Raw genomic sequence first — 15,546 nt, forward strand, 5'->3', positions numbered from 1 at the left:
GGGCGACAGCTAGCGGGGGGTGACGTCCACGTAGGACGCCTGCTGGCTGAGCCGCGCCTCCCACTCGTTCTTCTCGCGCGTGGCGAGCATCACCACCACGCCCCACAGGCCCAGGTCGTCGATGAAGCCGAGCGGACCGAGCAGAAGCTCCGGGATCAGGTCGACGGGGCTGAGCGTGTAGATCACCGCGGCGACGGCCGTCAGCCACGTCGTGGGCGCGAGCTTGTGCTCGCCGCGTCGCACCGCCTGGAAGAACTTCCACCACATGGGACACCTCCTGTCCTCCTACGGTAACCCCGGCGGATGTGCGCGGCTTCCCGAAGACGAGGCCGATGCGCGGGCTGGCTCCCGCTCGGGGTCAGACGACCTCGCGCACCGCACCCGTCTGGACGTCGAAGATCAGACCGCGCACGTGTGCGGTGTCGACCAGGAAGGGATCGCTCCGCACTCGCTCGACGGAGTCCCGCACCGACTGCTCGAGGTCCCCGAACGCACCTGGCGCCCACGAGGGGGCCTCGCCCACGTCCTCGCGCAGCTCCTCGACAAAGCCCTCGTCGGTGATCGTCATCATCCCGCAGGCCGTGTGCTGCACGATGACCACCTCGCGCGTACCGAGCTTGCGCTGAGAGATCACGAGCGAGCGCAGCGCGTCGTTGGAGACGATGCCGCCGGCGTTGCGGATCACGTGCGCCTGCCCCACCTCGAGGCCGAGCACGGGCAGCGGGTCGAGCCGCGCATCCATGCACGCCACGATCGCCACCTGACGGGACGGAGCGCCCTGGGGCTCCGGCTCGAACGTCGCTGCATACGCGGCGTTGTTCTCGATCAGCTCGTCGGCGATGCCCATGGATGTGCCTCCAGAAGTCGTGAGCGGTTCATCGGATGTTCGTCCCGTCGGGACCGAGGGTCCGGTCAGCACAGACTACTGGCGCGTACGCTGGACCTGTCGAGGCCGTACTTCTCTGGGCGTTGTGTGCCGTTCCGGTGGAGTGCGGCCTCGGCGCTTCGCGCCGCCTAGGGTGATCGCATGGCACGCATCCTCGTCACCGGTTCCGCCCAGGGCATCGGCGCCCAGACCGCTCGCGACCTCACCGCGCTCGGCCACCAGGTCGTGGTCCATGGACGTGACTCCACCAGGGCCGATGCGGCACTCGCCGAGGTACCCGACGCGGAGGCCGTGGTCGCGGGCGACCTCTCGTCGCTCGCCTCCGTGCGGGAGCTCGCCGCCGCGGCCCGCCACGCGGGACCGTTCGATGCCGTGATCCACAACGCCGCCCTGGGGCCGGAGCAGGACGCTCCAGTCATCACCGAGGACGGCCTCGAGCGCCTGTTCCAGGTCAACGTGGTCGCGCCCTACGTGCTGACCTGCCTCATGCCGCTCAGCCCGCGCATGGTGTACATCGGCTCGGATGCGCACCGGTACGGGCGCGCCGATCTGGGCGCACCCGGCCCTGACTGGACGGGCCACCAGGCGTACGCGGACTCGAAGCTGCTGCTGCAGATGTGGGTCTTCGAGCTGGCGGCGAGCGCGACGCACGCGGCCATCAACGTCGTCCACCCTGGCTGGGTGCAGACCGCGATGGGCGGCCCCAACGCGACGCTGCCGCTGCGCGAGGGCACCGACACCCCTGTGTGGATGGCCACCAGCGACGACGACCTCGCACTCGGCTCCGGCGCGTTCGTGCACCGGCGCGCACAGGAGGACGTCAACCCCGCGACCCTCGATCACGACCAGCGCGCGGCCGTCGTGGCGCACCTCGAGGAGATCACCGGGCTGGTGCTCCCCACCAGCTGACCATCCGCGCGCGTCAAGATTCCTCCGCGACTCGTGTCTACGCTGGGCGCATGGCACGCATCCTCATCACCGGATCCTCCCAGGGCATCGGCGCCGAATGCGCCCGGCAGCTGCTCGACCTCGGCCACGAGGTGGTCCTCCACGCGCGCGACGGCCGCAGAGCCCAGGCCGCCATCGCCTCCAACCCGGGTGCCCTCGCCGTGGTGACAGGGGACCTGTCGAGCATCGAGGAGACCCGAGCCCTCGCATCGGCCGCGAACGAGCACGGCCCCTACGACGTCATCATCCACAACGCCGGCATCGGCGGCGGCGCGACCTCGCGCACCGAGACGGCCGACGGGCTCGAGGAGATCTTCCAGGTCAACGTGGTCGGCCCGTACCTGCTCACCGCGCTCATGCCGATCGCTCCGCGGATGATCTACCTGACGAGCGGACTCGAGGCGGACGGCACGTGGGTGCCCGCCGACCTGCAGTGGTCCACGCGCGACTGGAACGGGATGCAGGCCTACTCCGACTCGAAGCTGCACGACTCGATGCTCGCGTTCGAGATCGCGAGCCGCCACCCTGAGGCGATCGTCAACGTCGTCGACCCCGGCTGGATCAAGACTGCGCTGGGCGGCGAGGACGCGTGGGACGAGGTCGAGGACGGCGCCGAGACGCAGGTCTGGCTCGCCGTCTTCGATGACCCCGCGGCCACGGTGTCCGGCCGCTACGTCAAGCGTCGCGAGACGTTGAATCCCAACCCGATCGTCGAGGACGCCGATGCGCGGGCCGGTCTGGTCGCTGAGCTCGAGCGGGTGACGGGCGTCTCGCTGGGATAGCGGGTCTAGGCTCGCGGCGCGGCCGTGGAGGACCGCTCGACCAGGGTCGGGACGATGAAGCCCGTCTCGCGCGGAAGCTCACCCGCCATGTGGGCGACCACGAGCTCGACGGCTCGACGGCCCACGGCCTCGAAGTCCTGGCGCACGGTGGTGAGCGGCGGGAGGGAGTGACGCGACGTCTTGGTGTCGTCGAAGCCGACCACCGAGAGCTCGTCCGGCACGGAGCGGCCGGCTGCCACGAGCGCGTGGATGAGTCCGAACGCCATGTCGTCGTTCGCGCTGAACACCGCGGTCGCACGGGGATCGATCGACGCGCCAGCCGCGAAGCCCGAGTCCGTGGTCCAATCGCCCTCGAGGATCTCGAGCTCTGGCAGACGCGCCTGGGCGATCAGGTCGCGGAACTCGTCGCGACGCAGTTGGGCCTCGATGAAGGTGAGCGGCCCGGCGAGGTGCTGGATGCGGGTGTGCCCGAGCCCGATGAGATGCTCCACCGCGAGGCGGGCGCCAGCGCGCTGGTCGATCGACGCGGCCTCGCCCACCGGCTCTCCACCCGTGAGCAGGCGAATGACGGGCACGCCCACCTCGACGCCGTCGAGCGCCTCGAGCACCGTGTGCTCCTGCGCGACGAGCACGACCGCGTCCACCCCGCGGCCGACGATGAACTCGAGCGCGTCGCGCACGTGCGCAGTCGAGGGGTCCGCGCTGGTCATCATCGTGTGGAGCCCTGCATCGCGGGCCGCGCGCTCCACGGCATGCAGCGTCGACAGTGGGCCGATGTCGGGGATCTCCGGCCCGATCATCCCGATGGTGTGGGACCGACCGGTCACGAGCGCACGCGCCGCCAGATTGCGGCGGTAGCCCAGCTCCTCGATCGCCGCGAGCACCTTGTCGCGGGTCTCTGGCCGGATCCCGGGGAAGTCGTTGAGGACGCGGCTGACCGTCTGGTGCGAGACGCCCGCGCGTGCGGCGACGTCGTGCATGCTCGGACCGCGCTTGCCGTTCACGAATGCTGCCCCTCCCCGTTGCACGCTCACACTAGCGGGAGGTGGCTCGAGCGCACGGCAGAGGGCCCGCGCTGTCGCAGGGCCGATGCGGTCGCTCGCGGTCGCCCCTCGCCCACCTGCGCCCACGGAGACGAGCGAGTTGGGCCCAACTGGTGCGCCTCAGCGCTTAGATGAGCGAGTTGGGCCCAACTCGCCGAGTGGAGCGGGCGGGTGGGGAGCGTGCGATGGGGCCAGATAGACTGGCTGTGACCGGTCACAGTGACGCGCTTGCCTGCGATACTGGACCCCGCCCGACCCCGAGTGGAGCCATGGATGACTGACCGCGTAGCCGCCGTGACGGCCGCATTCGAGGCCGCCTACGGCCGCCTGCCGACCGGGGTGTGGTCGGCGCCGGGACGCGTGAACCTCATCGGCGAGCACACCGACTACAACAATGGCTATGTGCTCCCGTTCGCGATCAACCGGCGGACGTGGGCCGCGGTGGGCATGCGCGAGGATCGCACCGTGCGACTGCGCTCCACGTTCGCGGACGGCGAGACCACCGCGAGCCTCGACGCGCTGAGCCCCGATGCCATGGGCGGCTGGAGCGCGTACGTGCTGGGCGTGGCGTGGGCGATGGCCGATGCGGGGATCGACCTGGGCGAGGCGTCCGGGCTCGACATCCTCATCGACTCCGACGTCCCGGTCGGCGCGGGGCTGAGCTCCTCGGCCGCGCTCGAGTGCGCGGCCGGCGTCGCGTTCACCGAGCTGTGGACGCTCGACCTGGACAAGATCGCCCTCGCGCGGATCGGCCGCGTCGCGGAGAACAAGGCCGTCGGGGCGCCCACCGGGTTGCTGGATCAGGCGGCGTCGATGCTGGGCGAGGAGGACCACGCGGTGTTCCTCGACTGCGACACCGAGGCAGCGCACCCAGTCCCGCTGCACCTCAAGCAGGAGGGACTCGCGATCCTGGTGATGAACTCGAACGTCGAGCACGAGCACGCCACTGGCGGCTACGGCGACCGCTTCGCGTCCTGTGCGAACGGCGCGAAGGCGCTGGGCGTGGCGACGCTGCGCGAGATCGGCGCCGATGACCTGACCCGCGCCGAGGGCGCCCTCGACGAGGAGACCTACCGGCGCGTTCGGCACGTCGTGACCGAGAACCAGCGAGTCCTCGACACCGTGGACACGCTCGCCGCCGCGGGCCCGCGCGCCATCGGCGACCTGATGAACGCCTCCCAGGCTTCCATGCGCGACGACTTCGAGATCACCGTGCCCGAGATCGACCTCGCTTGCGACGCAGCAGTCCTCGCTGGCGCGGTCGGTGCAAGAATGACCGGTGGCGGCTTCGGTGGTTCCTCTATCGCCCTCGTGCCTGCCGAGAAGGCCCAGGAGATCGCTTCGGCGGTGCAGGGCGCCCTCAGCGACGCCGGTCTGCGCGAGCCCACCATCTTCACCGTCGCGCCCTCGCAGGGCGCGCGTCGCGACCGCTGACTTAAGGAGAGGCTCACATGACCTGGATGGTGACCGGCGGCGCCGGATACATCGGCTCGCACGTGGTGCGAGCGCTGACCGACGCCGGCATCGATGCGGTGGTCCTGGACGACCTGTCGAGCGGCTTCGAGAGGTTCATTCCTACGGGTGTCCCGTTCGTCAACGCGTCGATCCTCGAGACCGAGCGCGTGCGCGACGCCCTCGCCGAGCACCGCGTCAAGGGCGTCATCCACTGCGCGGGCTACAAGTACGCCGGCGAGTCCGTGAAGCACCCCATCCACACCTACCGCCAGAACGTCGAGGGGACGGCCTGCCTGCTCGAGGCGATGGCCGATGCGGGGGTCACCCGTCTGGTGTTCTCGTCGTCCGCCGGGGTCTACGGCACGCCCTCCGAGCCGGTGGTCACGGAGGAGACCGCGACGGCACCCGAGTCGCCGTACGGGGAGTCCAAGCTCATCGGCGAGTGGCTGATCCGCGATCAGGTGCGCGCTACCGCGGACACCGACGCCCCGCTGCGCGCCACCTCACTGCGCTACTTCAACGTCGTCGGCTCCGGCACCCTTGACGTCCACGACGCGTCCCCGCACAACCTGTTCCCCAAGGTGATCCGCGCCATCAAGGCGGGGCAGGCGCCGCTGATCTTCGGCGACGACTACGCCACCGAGGACGGCACCTGCGTGCGCGACTACGTGCATGTCCAGGACCTCGCCCACAGCCACGTCGCCGCCGCCCGCATGCTCGACTTCGGGAAGCCCCTCGCGCCGGTGTACAACCTGGGATCCGGCGACGGCACCTCCGTGCGCGAGATCGTCGGGTCGCTGCTCGAGGCGGCCGGCTCCGACCTCGAACCCGAGGTTCGCGAGCGCCGCCCGGGCGATCCCGCGCGCATCGTCGCCACCGGCGAGCTCGCCGCTGACGACATCGAGTGGAAGATGTCCCACACCATCGAGGAGATGGCCGCGAGCGCTTGGGCCGCCGCTCCCGACGAGGACTGAGCGGCCGCCGGTGAGCCCCTACGACTCGATGTAGGCGTCCGCCTGGATCTCCACGAGGTAGTGCGGATCCGCGAGCGCGCTCACCTCGACCAGAGTCGCGGCAGGGCGTACGTCCCCGAACACGCTGCGATGCGCCGCGGCCACCTTCTCCGTGTCACGAATGTCCGTGACGTAGGCGACCGTGCGGACCACGTCCCCGAGGGAGCCGCCTGCTTCGGCGAGCGCGCGCTCGACCACCCGCAGCGCATCGAGTGCCTGCGCGTAGGCGTCCGGCACGATCGCCTCGTCCCTCGCGCACGAGCCCGATACCCACACGTGCGGGCCTACCCGAACCGCGCGCGAGTAGCCGTACATGTCCTCGAAGGGCCCGTCGGAGCCGAAGGTCTGCCGCATGGTGCTCACGCTACGCCCACCCGCGTACGCTGGCACGATGGAGCCGTTCAGCATGACCCACGGGACGCAGGTCAAGGTGTTCCACACCGAGGATGACGGCACAACGCTCGTCACCACGACGACGGACACGGCGCACCCTGAACGCCCGCCGCACGTGGGCTACGAGCAGTGCGAGAACGAGTCGGAGGTGGAGGCCGTGCTGCAGAAGTTCGTCTTCGACCTCGAGCGGCGGGGGTGGCAGGCCCAGGCGTAACGCTGGCGACGGAGCCCCTTCTCGCCTCAGCCCCAGCCCAGCTGGTGCAGCCGCTCGTCGTCGATGCCGAAGTGGTGCGCGATCTCGTGCACGACGGTGACCGCGACCTCCTCTCGCACGTGACCGGCGTCCTCGCAGTGCCGCAGCGTGGGATTCATGTAGATGAAGATGCGGTCCGGCAGGTCGCCCAGTCCCCATTCGGAGCCGCGATCGGTGAGGGCGATGCCGTCGTAGAGGCCCAGCAGGTCGGGGTCGCTCTCGGGTGCGTCGTCCTCGATCAGGATCACCACGTTGTCCACGAGCGCGAGCAACTCCTCGGGGATCGAGTCGATCCCGTCGTCGACGGCCTCCTCGAACTCCTCGCGCGTCATCTCCACCATGGCGCCATCATCCCAAACCCGGCAGGCGCATCGGCCCGTTTGTCGCGGTGGCTGCGCGCCCCGTACGATGGGCGGGTCCTCGGCGCCTGGCCTGCCAGGCGTCGGACGGCGCCCTCATCGTCTAGCGGCCTAGGACGCCGCCCTTTCACGGCGGTAGCACGGGTTCGAATCCCGTTGGGGGTACTGAGGAAGATGTGTGCTCCATGTGATCGTGGTCACCTCGCGCAGGCGGGGGTACAAACCGGCCGCCTCCATGGTCTACAATCTTCTTCGGCCCACTTCTCGCGAGGTGGGACACAGCAAGGCCCTGTGGCGCAGTTGGTTAGCGCGCCGCCCTGTCACGGCGGAGGTCGCGGGTTCAAGTCCCGTCAGGGTCGCGAGTGGCGATGCCCCTTGTTCGCAAGGGGCATCGTGCTTACCGTGGGTGACATCCACAAGGCTCTGTAGCTCAGTTGGTAGAGCGTTCGACTGAAAATCGAAAGGTCACCGGATCGACGCCGGTCGGAGCCACACCGAGAAGGCCCTCGCCGTTCGCGGCGGGGGCCTTCTGCTGTGCGCTGCATCTCCCTAGAGTCGGGCCATGGCGCGCCTCCACGAGCAGCAGATCGACGTCCCCGACGCGCTCGTCGATCGCCTGATCCGCGATCAGGCTCCCGCCTTCGCGGGGCTGCCGCGGCGACGGCTTCCCTCCGACGGCACCATCCATCGCGTCGACCTGCTGGGAGCCGATGCGGTGGCGAGGATGCCCTTCATCGACTGGGCCGGAGACGAGGCCGGAGACGACGCGCGGCGGGTTCCCGTGCTCGCCGCGGCCCTGGCGGAAGCGGGGATCGCCGTGCCAGAGGTGTTGCTGCGCGGCGAACCGTCCGCGGGCATGCCGTGGCCGTGGGGGATCTGGTCCCGCCTGCCGGGCCGGCACCCGCGTCGCGGAGATCCCCACGACGAGGCCGCCGTGGCGCGTGGCGTCGCGGCGGCGATGGGCGCGCTTGCCAGCATCGACCTCCCCTGGCCGCCAGCCCCCGACCCCACCTTCCTCGCCACCGACGACGGCACGCGCGACAAGGTCGTCGCGCTCGGCTCGGCGGCTGCGCTCGCGGCGTGGGACGCCGCCACGGATCCGGGATCCGACGAGCGACCCCAGTGGATCCACGGCGACCTCATGCCAGGCAACCTGCTGCTGGAGGGCGAGGGCGCATCGGCCCGCCTGACCGGGATCATCGACTGGGGCGCCTCCGGCATGGGCGACCGCGGGTTCGACCTGCTCGCAGGGTGGGTGTGCATGGGGCCTGACGCGCGGGTGCTGCTGTTCGATGCCGCCGCGGCCACAGACGCCCAGATCGCACGATCGCGCGCGTACGCGGTGCGCAAGGCCGCATGGGGCATCGAGTACTACCGGGAGTCCCTGCCGGCTTTCGCGTCCACCCTGCGATACGCCCTTCGCCAGGCGGAGATGGAAGCCTGAGCGCCCTTCACGCGTTTGCGCTGGTGTGCCGATAGACGGTGTACTAGAGGAAAGCCAATCTGGGAGGAACCATGGCCTCGAGCTACGGGAAGATGTTCGTCAACGCCATCCTCGGCGCGATCGCCGGGCAGTGGATCGCGACCATCAAGTCCGAGGTGGAGGTCGTCAAGGTCGAGCTCAAGTACAAGAGCCAGCGACTTGGCCTCGGGGCTGCCCTGGTCGTCGTCGCCGCCGTGCTCGGGTTCTTCATGACGATGGTGCTCATCGCCGCAGCGGTGCTCGGATTCTCCAACGTGATGGAACCCTGGGGAGCTGCCCTGCTCGTCGCGGGGATCCTGCTCGTGTTCGTCCTGATCTTCGCGCTGATCGGCGTGCGCCTGATCAAGAAGAACAAGGACCTGTTCCCGTCCGCCTCGATCGAGCGAATCAAGAACTCCGTCTAGTCCGCTAGGCCGGTGAGCCCTTGAGCTCCTGCATCACCTCAGGACGCGGTCGCGGCTTGCGCTGAGCGAGCCACACTCCCGTCAGCACGATCGCGGCGCCCACAGGCTCATACCAGTGCAGGTGCTCGCCGAGCACGAGAATTCCGAGCGCGGTCGCCACCACCGGCACGGCGTACGTCACCGACGCCGCCATGGTCGCACCTGCCGCCTTGACGATCTTCCAGAACCACACGTACGCGAAGCTCGTGCCCGTCACGCCCAGCGCGACGATCGCCCACAGCGACACGGAGTTCAGCGCGAGCGCGTCGGCCCCGGGGTTGGGAGCGGCGAGCGCGAAGGGCGCGACGATCAGCACCGACAGCGAGATCTGCGTGGCGGACAGCACCACCGGCGACTCCTGGACGCGCGCCAGCAGGACCCGGGACAGGGTCGATCCGATGCCGTAGCATGCCGTGGCCCCCAGCATCAGGGCCGCCCCCACCAGCGGGAAGTCGTCGACGTTCCACGCCCCCAGCAGCACGGCGATCCCCATCGCGCCCAGCACGAGCCCGACGATCTGCACGCGGCTCACGCGCTCCGTGGGGATCAGGAGCGCCACGAACAGCGCGGTCCACAGCGGCGTGGCGGCGTTCAGGAGACTCGCCAGGATGCTGGTGAGGTGCTCCTGGGCGAGCGGGATGAGGATGAGCGGGATGCCCGAGAGGAACGCGCCCACCACGGCGATCGCGCCCACCTGACGCCACGAGAGCCGAGGCAGTCGCCGCAGGGATACGACCATCGCGAGCAGCACCACCGCCCCGAAGATCAGCCGGCCGAGCCCGACCTGCGCCGGCGCGAAGCCCTCCAGGCCCACCTCGATGAAGAGGAAGCTCGCGCCCCACGCCGCGGATACGCCCAGGAAGTACGGGAGCCACGCGCGCAGCGGCACGTCAGTGGCGGCGCTCATGACCAGCCTCCCCGATGCGCCGGCCGGGTCGCGCTCACCATTCACCCGCGCTCTGTCGCACAGGTCGAGGCGAGGTCGCCGCCCAGGTGACCGCCGCATCGGCCCCCACCAGCGAGTCCGCGGTGACAGGTCCCGGCGCGATGGCCACCCCCTCGTGCTCGAGCAGCGCCGCCTTGATGCCGGACCCGCCGAAGCCGTACCCGCCCAGGCGCCCGCGGGCGGCGATGACCCGATGGCACGGCACGAACAGGCTGAGCGTGTTTTGGGCGCACGCCGTGCCGGCGGCGCGCATCGCGCGGGGCCTTCCCGCCATCTCGGCGAGCTCCGCGTAGCTCACCACCTCGCCAGCCGGGACCGTGCGCAGCGTGTCCCACACCTCGGTGAAGAAGGGGCTCCCCGTGAGCCGGACGGGAACGCGAGTGAGCGCGTCGGCGTCGCCGTCCTCCCACGCCGCGAGTGCCTCGGCGATGCGTGGCAGCCGGCCGGGCTCGGTGCACGCAGCGCTCCCCGGTCGGAGCTCGGCGGCGTGCACCGTGCCGTCCGCGCTCGCGACCACATGCAGCGAACCGAAGGTGGTCGCGAAGTCGGCCGACACGAGCGTGGAGGACATGGCACCAATCTACGGCTCCGGCGCCTCGCCACGGGCGCGCCGACTGGCACCTGCGCCGGCCCCGCCGAGGATGAAAGCGGCCCCCATCCCTCAGGGACAGGGGCCGCATCAACGGTCGTTGCTACGGGCGACGCTGCTCTTCAGCCTCCGCGAGGAGGGCCCGGACCTCTGCCTCGCGAAAACGACGGTGGCCGCCCAGGGTGCGAATCGAGGACAGCTTGCCGACCTTGGCCCACCGCGTGACGGTCTTCGGGTCAACCCTGAAGATCGCAGCGACCTCACTGGGGGTCAGCAGCTTGTCCGGCTCCTGGACTGTGTCAGCCATCATCTCTAGCTTCCTATCGGTTTCCTATCCGACCCTGGGTGGGTCGTCGCGATATGAGACGGGCGACGTTCGGGATGATGACGACGTTTGTTGAAGATTTCTCTTTTCGCACTCTCGGGAGGGACTCGCAAGCATCGCGATGAGCGTTGTAAAGTACGTGCAGGACTCAAACCGCAGGGCCCGCACTACATGCGCGCCCGCGAAGCAACCCGGGAAGGGACGGCGACATGGGGCGCGGCCGTCAGAAGGCAAAGGACGCGAAGATCGCGCGTCAGCTCAAGTACTCGAACCACGGCGCGGACCTGCGCGACCTGGAGCGGGAGCTGATCTCTGGATCCGCGGAGTCCTCGCCGTCCGCAGCCTCTGCGACCGACACCGACGACCGGGACACCTACGATCGCTGGGCGGACGACGACCGCTGAGACTCGGTCGCCCCGCGGTTGATTCTGGTTCACCCACGCCTGTGGGTGCGCGAATGGGGCCCAACTCGCGCGTCTAAGGCGCTGGGCGCACCAGTATCGACCACCACGGCGGACTTCTCCGCGCCGATGCGCGGGCCCGGCTGGCAGCGTCAGCGGCGGTAGTCGCCGGTCAGGTACACCGCGCCTCCGTGAACGCCCTTGGCGCCGCGGACGGTGTCCGCACCGGCGGTGCGACCGTCGTCGGCGCTCACCTCGCCGAGCACCCACGCGTCCACCCCGGCGGTGCGTGAGGCGGCGATGAGAGCCTGTGCGTCCTCAGGCGCCACCACGGCGACCATGCCCACGCCCATGTTGAGCGTCGACTCGAGGTCGGCCGTGGGCACGGAGCCGGCGTCCTGGACCACGGAGAACACCGCGGGGAGCGACCAGGAGTCGCGCGCGATGGTCGCGGCGAGACCCGTGGGGAGCACGCGCGCGAGGTTGGCCGCAAGCCCACCGCCGGTGACATGCGAGAAGGCCCGCAGACCCGGCACGGACGCGGCCAGGGACACGCACAGGCGAGAGTAGATCCGCGTGGGCTCGAGCAGCTCCTCGCCCGCGGTGCGGCCCAGATCGTCGAGGTGCGTGTCGAGCGACCAGCCCGCATGCTCGACAACGCGCCGCACCAGCGAGTACCCGTTGGAGTGCAGCCCGGAGGAGGCCATCGCGACCACCACGTCACCGGAGCGCACCCGGTCGGGGCCGAGCAGCGCGGAGGCCTCCACCACGCCGATCGCCGCGCCGGCCACGTCGTAGTCGTCGGCCTCCATGACGCCGGGATGCTCGGCGGTCTCGCCGCCGACGAGCGCCACACCGGCCATCTCGCAGCCCTCGGCGATGCCGCGCACGATGTCCGCGATGCGCTCGGGCACCACGCGGCCGCACGCAATGTAGTCCGTCATCACGAGTGGCCTGGCGCCGCACACCACGATGTCGTCGACGACCATCGCGACCAGGTCCTGGCCGATGGTGTCGTGCACGTCGAGCGACCGCGCGATGACGATCTTGGTGCCCACGCCGTCGGTCGAGGATGCCAGGAGAGGACGCTCGTAGTCCTTCAGCGCGCTCGCGTCGAACAGGCCGGCGAACGACCCGATGCCCCCAAGGACCTCCGGACCGTGCGTGCGCGCGACAGCCTCCTTCATCAGCTCGACGGCCTTATCGCCCGCCTCGGTGTCGACTCCCGCGCCGGCATACGTGATGGGTTCGGTCACGGCTTAAGCCACCTCCACGGGCTGGATCGCGAGCAGGTGCCGAGCGTTGATGGGTGGTGCGATCGGGTACTCACCCGTGAAGCACGCCGTGCACAGCCGCTCTCGCGACTGCTCGGTCGCGGCGATCATGCCCTCGGCTGAGATGTAGCCCAGCGAGTCCGCGCCCAGCTGGTCGCGGATCTCCTCGACGGAATGGCCCACCGCCGCGAGCTCCTCACGCGTCGCGAAGTCGATGCCGTAGAAGCACGGCCACTGCACGGGTGGCGAGGAGATGCGCACGTGGACCTCGGCGGCGCCGGCCTCCCGCAGCATCGCCACGATCGCGCGCTGGGTGTTGCCGCGCACGATCGAGTCGTCGACCACCACGAGCCGCTTGCCGGCGATCTGCTCGCGCAGCGGGTTGAGCTTGAGACGGATCCCCAGCTGGCGCAGCGTCTGCGACGGCTGGATGAAGGTGCGTCCCACATAGGCGTTCTTGGTGAGTCCCTGCCCGAACGGAATGCCGGACTGCTGCGCATAGCCCACGGCCGCAGGTGTGCCCGACTCGGGCGTGGGCATCACCATGTCGGCCTCGACGGGGTGCTCGCGCGCGAGCGCGCGGCCCATCTCGACGCGCGCGGCATGAACGGAGCGGCCGCCGATGGTCGTGTCGGGCCTGGCCAGGTAGACGTACTCGAACACGCAGCCCTTGGGGTCGGCCGTGGCGAAGCGCTGCGAACGCACGCCGGAGGCGTCGATTGTCAGGAACTCGCCCGGCTCGACCTCGCGCACCAGGCGAGCGCCCACGATGTCCAGCGCCGGCGTCTCGGACGCCACGACGTACCCGCCGGACGGCATCTCGCCGAGCACGAGAGGCCGGACTCCCTGCGGGTCGCGGGCCGCATACAGCGTGTCCTCGTCCATGAAGACCAGCGAGAACGCTCCCTCGATGTGGGGCAGCAGCTCGATCGCGGTCTCGGTGACGGTGTCGTAGCGGTCCCAGCCGAGCAGCGCGGTGAGGAGGATCGTGTCCGACGCGCCTCGTGCCTCCATCTCGGCGCGACGCTCGGCGCCCAGACGCTCCCCCACGAGCTCGAGGAGCCGGTGCGTGTTGGTGAGGTTGCCGTTGTGGCCGAGCGCCACGGTGCCGTGCTTGGTGGGCCCCAGGGTCGGCTGCGCGTTCGCCCAGGTGGACGCGCCGGTGGTCGAGTAGCGCGCGTGGCCCACCGCGATGTGGCCCTGCAGCGCCTCGAGCGCGCCCTCGTCGAACACCTGCGACACCAGCCCCATGTCCTTGAACACCAGGATCTTGTCGCCCATCGAGGTGGCGATGCCCGCGGACTCCTGGCCGCGATGCTGCAGGGCGTAGAGCCCGAAGTAGGTGAGCTTCGCGACCTCCTCGTCCGGCGCCCAGATGCCGAACACGCCGCACGCGTCCTGCGGCCCCTTCTCCCCGGGGAGCAGGTCGTGGTTCAGCCGGCCGTCACCGCGGGGCATCAGCGATTCTCCTCGTCACGGTGAGGGGCCGATGCGCGGGTCGGCTCGTCATCCGACGTCGCCTCCGCTGCGCTCGCCGGTGCGACGGTCGGGTCTGCCTCGTCCACCCAGTCGACGGCCGCGTCGCGCTCCTTGGCTCGCTTGACGTAGCCGGGGCTGTCCCGGTCGAGCCAGACGGCGACCAGCGCGGCGATGAGGCCGGCGAAGCACGCGAAGCCGAAGCCCACGACGAGCCCGACCGTGCCGCGCCCCACGCCCGTGGAGTTGGGCAGAATCATGCCGCACAGGAAGCCCACGACGAACCCCGCGACGGCTCCGGTCCCGATGATGCGCCCGTAGCGCGGCGCCCGGCGAAGGTGCGCTGGCAGAGCCTTGCGCTCGAGCTCCTCGGCCGACGGGGCGGCGGGGCGGCTCTCGGGAACGTCGCTCACGGGTCAAGTCTAGGCGTTGCCCGCCAGCTCGAGGGCACCCTCGAGCCACCACTGCCCCGCGGCGGGCCCGCCGTTGCACTCGCCGTCCGACTCGCCCGGCGCCTTGACCCACGCCGTCGCCTCGAGCGGCCATTCGCGTGTCACCTTCGGAGGCGTTCCGAGAGCGCGCCCGGAGGGGTTGCACCACTCGCCGTCGGAGCCGTTGCCGTTGCGCGATGTGTCGACGAGGTACCCCAGGCCCGTCGCCTCAGCGATCTGGTCCGCCCACGCGCGCTCGTCGTCGAGCGCCTGGTGGTTCGAGGTGTTGGTGGCGAAGCCGTCGATGTCTCTCAGGCCCACCCGCTCGATCCGGGCCAGGGTGTCGTCGACGCCGCGCCACCCCGAGTGGCCGATGTCGAGGTAGACCCGCGCGCCGCCGGCCGACAGCGCCGCGGCCGCCCGCGCGAGCAGTTCCGCACGGTCGCCCTGTCCGGTGCAGTCGCCCATCTGCGCGAGCGCATCGGGTTCGAGCACCACCCAGGTCTCCGCGGCAGGGTCCATGCCGTCCGCGAGCGACTGGGCGAACGCCACGTACAGATCTGCCTCCACGCCCCCCGCCGAGTGCAGCCCGCAGTCGCGTCCCGGTATCGCGTAGAGCACGAGCAGCGCGACTTCATCGGCCCGCGCCGCCGCCCGCGTGATCTGCGCCACGGTCGCGGTCGGGTCCGTGACCCACTCGCCGATCCACGTCGCCTGCGGCTGCCGCGCGATCCGCTCGATCAGCGCCGCGTCCGCGTCGCGACCGTCCGCGAGCAGCTGGGCATGCGCCGTGTCCGCCTGGGAGCCGGCATCGTAGAAGGCCGATGCGCCGGCCTCGGGCCGCGCCGACGTCACCGAGGGCAGGGGCTCGGACGATTCCGCGGGGGGCCTCAGGGCTGGACGTGACCGTATCGGCAGTCGACGCCGAGGTCGCTGGAACCGACGTCGTCGACGCCGGGTCCGGCACCGCGCCCGAGCACCCCGCCAAGGCGAGTGCGGCCACGAGGGCCAGCCCGCGCATCGGCGCTGGCGAACGGTGGCGGTGC

At 70.5% G+C, this 15,546-nt stretch carries 20 protein-coding genes and 3 tRNA genes; 11 read left to right on the forward strand and 12 right to left on the reverse strand.

Annotation, left to right across the window (positions count from 1 at the left end; all coding sequences use genetic code 11):
• Nucleotides 1–9: 9 nt before the first annotated feature.
• Together B7K22_RS04970 and B7K22_RS04975 are read right to left on the reverse strand one after the other, a co-directional pair.
• Nucleotides 10–267: a YkvA family protein gene (locus tag B7K22_RS04970; RefSeq protein WP_084038881.1), complete on the reverse strand. Its 258-nt coding sequence runs from the start codon at nt 265–267 to the stop codon at nt 10–12.
• Between the two features lie 91 nt (nt 268–358).
• Nucleotides 359–847, reverse strand: a complete 489-nt coding sequence (locus tag B7K22_RS04975) for a carbonic anhydrase (protein WP_144276239.1) — start codon at nt 845–847, stop codon at nt 359–361.
• Between the two features lie 180 nt (nt 848–1,027).
• Between B7K22_RS04975 and B7K22_RS04980 the strand changes: the two genes are divergently transcribed.
• On the forward strand, nt 1,028–1,795 hold the full coding sequence (locus B7K22_RS04980) for an SDR family NAD(P)-dependent oxidoreductase (RefSeq protein ID WP_084038885.1): 768 nt from the start codon (nt 1,028–1,030) through the stop codon (nt 1,793–1,795).
• Nucleotides 1,796–1,845: 50 nt separating this feature from the next.
• Complete coding sequence (locus tag B7K22_RS04985) at nt 1,846–2,616, forward strand: SDR family NAD(P)-dependent oxidoreductase (RefSeq protein WP_084038887.1); 771 nt, start codon at nt 1,846–1,848, stop codon at nt 2,614–2,616.
• A gap of 5 nt (nt 2,617–2,621) precedes the next feature.
• On the opposite strand, the gene B7K22_RS04990 is transcribed toward B7K22_RS04985, so the two are convergent.
• Nucleotides 2,622–3,620, reverse strand: coding sequence for a LacI family DNA-binding transcriptional regulator (locus B7K22_RS04990; RefSeq protein ID WP_084038889.1), 999 nt, complete (start codon nt 3,618–3,620; stop codon nt 2,622–2,624).
• Between the two features lie 312 nt (nt 3,621–3,932).
• On the opposite strand from B7K22_RS04990, the gene galK reads away from it, so the two are divergent.
• Both galK and galE read left to right on the forward strand, forming a co-directional pair.
• Nucleotides 3,933–5,093 carry a galactokinase gene (gene galK / locus B7K22_RS04995; RefSeq protein WP_084038891.1) on the forward strand — a complete coding sequence of 387 codons (1,161 nt, stop codon included), beginning with the start codon at nt 3,933–3,935 and terminating at the stop codon, nt 5,091–5,093.
• Nucleotides 5,094–5,110: 17 nt separating this feature from the next.
• The gene (gene galE, locus B7K22_RS05000) at nt 5,111–6,088 is read left to right on the forward strand and encodes a UDP-glucose 4-epimerase GalE (RefSeq protein WP_084038893.1); all 978 of its coding nucleotides are present in this window, start codon (nt 5,111–5,113) and stop codon (nt 6,086–6,088) included.
• Between the two features lie 18 nt (nt 6,089–6,106).
• On the opposite strand, the gene B7K22_RS05005 is transcribed toward galE, so the two are convergent.
• Nucleotides 6,107–6,481, reverse strand: a complete 375-nt coding sequence (locus tag B7K22_RS05005; RefSeq protein ID WP_144276240.1) for a RidA family protein — start codon at nt 6,479–6,481, stop codon at nt 6,107–6,109.
• Between the two features lie 37 nt (nt 6,482–6,518).
• Here B7K22_RS05005 and B7K22_RS05010 point away from each other — a divergent pair, with 37 nt between their 5' ends.
• Nucleotides 6,519–6,734, forward strand: coding sequence for a hypothetical protein (locus B7K22_RS05010; protein ID WP_144276241.1), 216 nt, complete (start codon nt 6,519–6,521; stop codon nt 6,732–6,734).
• 26 nt (nt 6,735–6,760) lie between these two features.
• On the opposite strand, the gene B7K22_RS05015 is transcribed toward B7K22_RS05010, so the two are convergent.
• Complete coding sequence (locus B7K22_RS05015; RefSeq protein WP_084038896.1) at nt 6,761–7,114, reverse strand: metallopeptidase family protein; 354 nt, start codon at nt 7,112–7,114, stop codon at nt 6,761–6,763.
• Nucleotides 7,115–7,224: 110 nt separating this feature from the next.
• On the opposite strand from B7K22_RS05015, the gene B7K22_RS05020 reads away from it, so the two are divergent.
• The 5 genes from B7K22_RS05020 (at nt 7,225) to B7K22_RS05040 (ending at nt 9,019) form a co-directional block, all read left to right on the forward strand.
• Nucleotides 7,225–7,297 (forward strand) — tRNA-Glu (locus B7K22_RS05020).
• 120 nt (nt 7,298–7,417) lie between these two features.
• A tRNA-Asp gene (locus B7K22_RS05025) sits at nt 7,418–7,491 on the forward strand.
• 60 nt (nt 7,492–7,551) lie between these two features.
• Nucleotides 7,552–7,624: transfer RNA gene (locus B7K22_RS05030), tRNA-Phe, on the forward strand.
• A 70-nt stretch (nt 7,625–7,694) separates the two neighbouring features.
• Nucleotides 7,695–8,576: a phosphotransferase gene (locus B7K22_RS05035; RefSeq protein ID WP_084038897.1), complete on the forward strand. Its 882-nt coding sequence runs from the start codon at nt 7,695–7,697 to the stop codon at nt 8,574–8,576.
• A gap of 71 nt (nt 8,577–8,647) precedes the next feature.
• Complete coding sequence (locus B7K22_RS05040) at nt 8,648–9,019, forward strand: phage holin family protein (protein ID WP_084038898.1); 372 nt, start codon at nt 8,648–8,650, stop codon at nt 9,017–9,019.
• Nucleotides 9,020–9,023: 4 nt separating this feature from the next.
• On the opposite strand, the gene B7K22_RS05045 is transcribed toward B7K22_RS05040, so the two are convergent.
• The 3 genes from B7K22_RS05045 to B7K22_RS05055 form a co-directional block, all read right to left on the reverse strand.
• The gene (locus B7K22_RS05045; RefSeq protein ID WP_159448763.1) at nt 9,024–9,965 is read right to left on the reverse strand and encodes a DMT family transporter; all 942 of its coding nucleotides are present in this window, start codon (nt 9,963–9,965) and stop codon (nt 9,024–9,026) included.
• A 34-nt stretch (nt 9,966–9,999) separates the two neighbouring features.
• The gene (locus B7K22_RS05050; protein ID WP_084038900.1) at nt 10,000–10,575 is read right to left on the reverse strand and encodes a methylated-DNA--[protein]-cysteine S-methyltransferase; all 576 of its coding nucleotides are present in this window, start codon (nt 10,573–10,575) and stop codon (nt 10,000–10,002) included.
• 121 nt (nt 10,576–10,696) lie between these two features.
• Nucleotides 10,697–10,900, reverse strand: coding sequence for a BldC family transcriptional regulator (locus tag B7K22_RS05055; protein WP_084039776.1), 204 nt, complete (start codon nt 10,898–10,900; stop codon nt 10,697–10,699).
• Between the two features lie 227 nt (nt 10,901–11,127).
• Between B7K22_RS05055 and B7K22_RS05060 the strand changes: the two genes are divergently transcribed.
• A complete protein-coding gene (locus B7K22_RS05060; RefSeq protein ID WP_084038901.1) occupies nt 11,128–11,322 on the forward strand; it encodes a DUF3073 family protein in 195 nt (64 codons plus the stop codon).
• A gap of 149 nt (nt 11,323–11,471) precedes the next feature.
• Here the strand turns inward: B7K22_RS05060 and purM are convergent, their stop codons facing one another.
• The 4 genes from purM to B7K22_RS05080 are packed head-to-tail and all read right to left on the reverse strand — an operon-like array spanning nt 11,472 to nt 15,355.
• Nucleotides 11,472–12,575, reverse strand: coding sequence for a phosphoribosylformylglycinamidine cyclo-ligase (gene purM, locus B7K22_RS05065; protein WP_084038902.1), 1,104 nt, complete (start codon nt 12,573–12,575; stop codon nt 11,472–11,474).
• 3 nt (nt 12,576–12,578) lie between these two features.
• Nucleotides 12,579–14,051 (reverse strand): amidophosphoribosyltransferase, encoded by a 1,473-nt coding sequence (gene purF, locus B7K22_RS05070; protein ID WP_200807363.1) that lies wholly within the window; start codon nt 14,049–14,051, stop codon nt 12,579–12,581.
• Entirely contained in the window at nt 14,051–14,482 is a 432-nt protein-coding gene (locus tag B7K22_RS05075) for a hypothetical protein (protein ID WP_084038904.1), read from the reverse strand. Before B7K22_RS05075 ends, purF begins: the two co-directional genes overlap by 1 nt.
• Nucleotides 14,483–14,491: 9 nt before the next feature.
• A complete protein-coding gene (locus B7K22_RS05080) occupies nt 14,492–15,355 on the reverse strand; it encodes a glycoside hydrolase family 6 protein (RefSeq protein WP_159448764.1) in 864 nt (287 codons plus the stop codon).
• Between the last annotated feature and the right edge of the window lie 191 nt (nt 15,356–15,546).

Source organism: Demequina sp. NBRC 110053 (assembly GCF_002090095.1).
GTDB lineage: Bacteria > Actinomycetota > Actinomycetes > Actinomycetales > Demequinaceae > Demequina.

Coding starts and splice junctions, on each gene's coding strand:
- B7K22_RS04970 (WP_084038881.1), bottom strand. CDS start 267: ATGTGGTGGAAGTTCTTCCAGGCGGTGCGACGCGGCGAGCACAAGCTC.
- B7K22_RS04975 (WP_144276239.1), bottom strand. CDS start 847: ATGGGCATCGCCGACGAGCTGATCGAGAACAACGCCGCGTATGCAGCG.
- B7K22_RS04980 (WP_084038885.1), top strand. CDS start 1,028: ATGGCACGCATCCTCGTCACCGGTTCCGCCCAGGGCATCGGCGCCCAG.
- B7K22_RS04985 (WP_084038887.1), top strand. CDS start 1,846: ATGGCACGCATCCTCATCACCGGATCCTCCCAGGGCATCGGCGCCGAA.
- galK (WP_084038891.1), top strand. CDS start 3,933: ATGACTGACCGCGTAGCCGCCGTGACGGCCGCATTCGAGGCCGCCTAC.
- galE (WP_084038893.1), top strand. CDS start 5,111: ATGACCTGGATGGTGACCGGCGGCGCCGGATACATCGGCTCGCACGTG.
- B7K22_RS05005 (WP_144276240.1), bottom strand. CDS start 6,481: ATGCGGCAGACCTTCGGCTCCGACGGGCCCTTCGAGGACATGTACGGC.
- B7K22_RS05010 (WP_144276241.1), top strand. CDS start 6,519: ATGGAGCCGTTCAGCATGACCCACGGGACGCAGGTCAAGGTGTTCCAC.
- B7K22_RS05015 (WP_084038896.1), bottom strand. CDS start 7,114: ATGGTGGAGATGACGCGCGAGGAGTTCGAGGAGGCCGTCGACGACGGG.
- B7K22_RS05035 (WP_084038897.1), top strand. CDS start 7,695: ATGGCGCGCCTCCACGAGCAGCAGATCGACGTCCCCGACGCGCTCGTC.
- B7K22_RS05040 (WP_084038898.1), top strand. CDS start 8,648: ATGGCCTCGAGCTACGGGAAGATGTTCGTCAACGCCATCCTCGGCGCG.
- B7K22_RS05045 (WP_159448763.1), bottom strand. CDS start 9,965: ATGAGCGCCGCCACTGACGTGCCGCTGCGCGCGTGGCTCCCGTACTTC.
- B7K22_RS05050 (WP_084038900.1), bottom strand. CDS start 10,575: ATGTCCTCCACGCTCGTGTCGGCCGACTTCGCGACCACCTTCGGTTCG.
- B7K22_RS05055 (WP_084039776.1), bottom strand. CDS start 10,900: ATGGCTGACACAGTCCAGGAGCCGGACAAGCTGCTGACCCCCAGTGAG.
- B7K22_RS05060 (WP_084038901.1), top strand. CDS start 11,128: ATGGGGCGCGGCCGTCAGAAGGCAAAGGACGCGAAGATCGCGCGTCAG.
- purF (WP_200807363.1), bottom strand. CDS start 14,051: ATGCCCCGCGGTGACGGCCGGCTGAACCACGACCTGCTCCCCGGGGAG.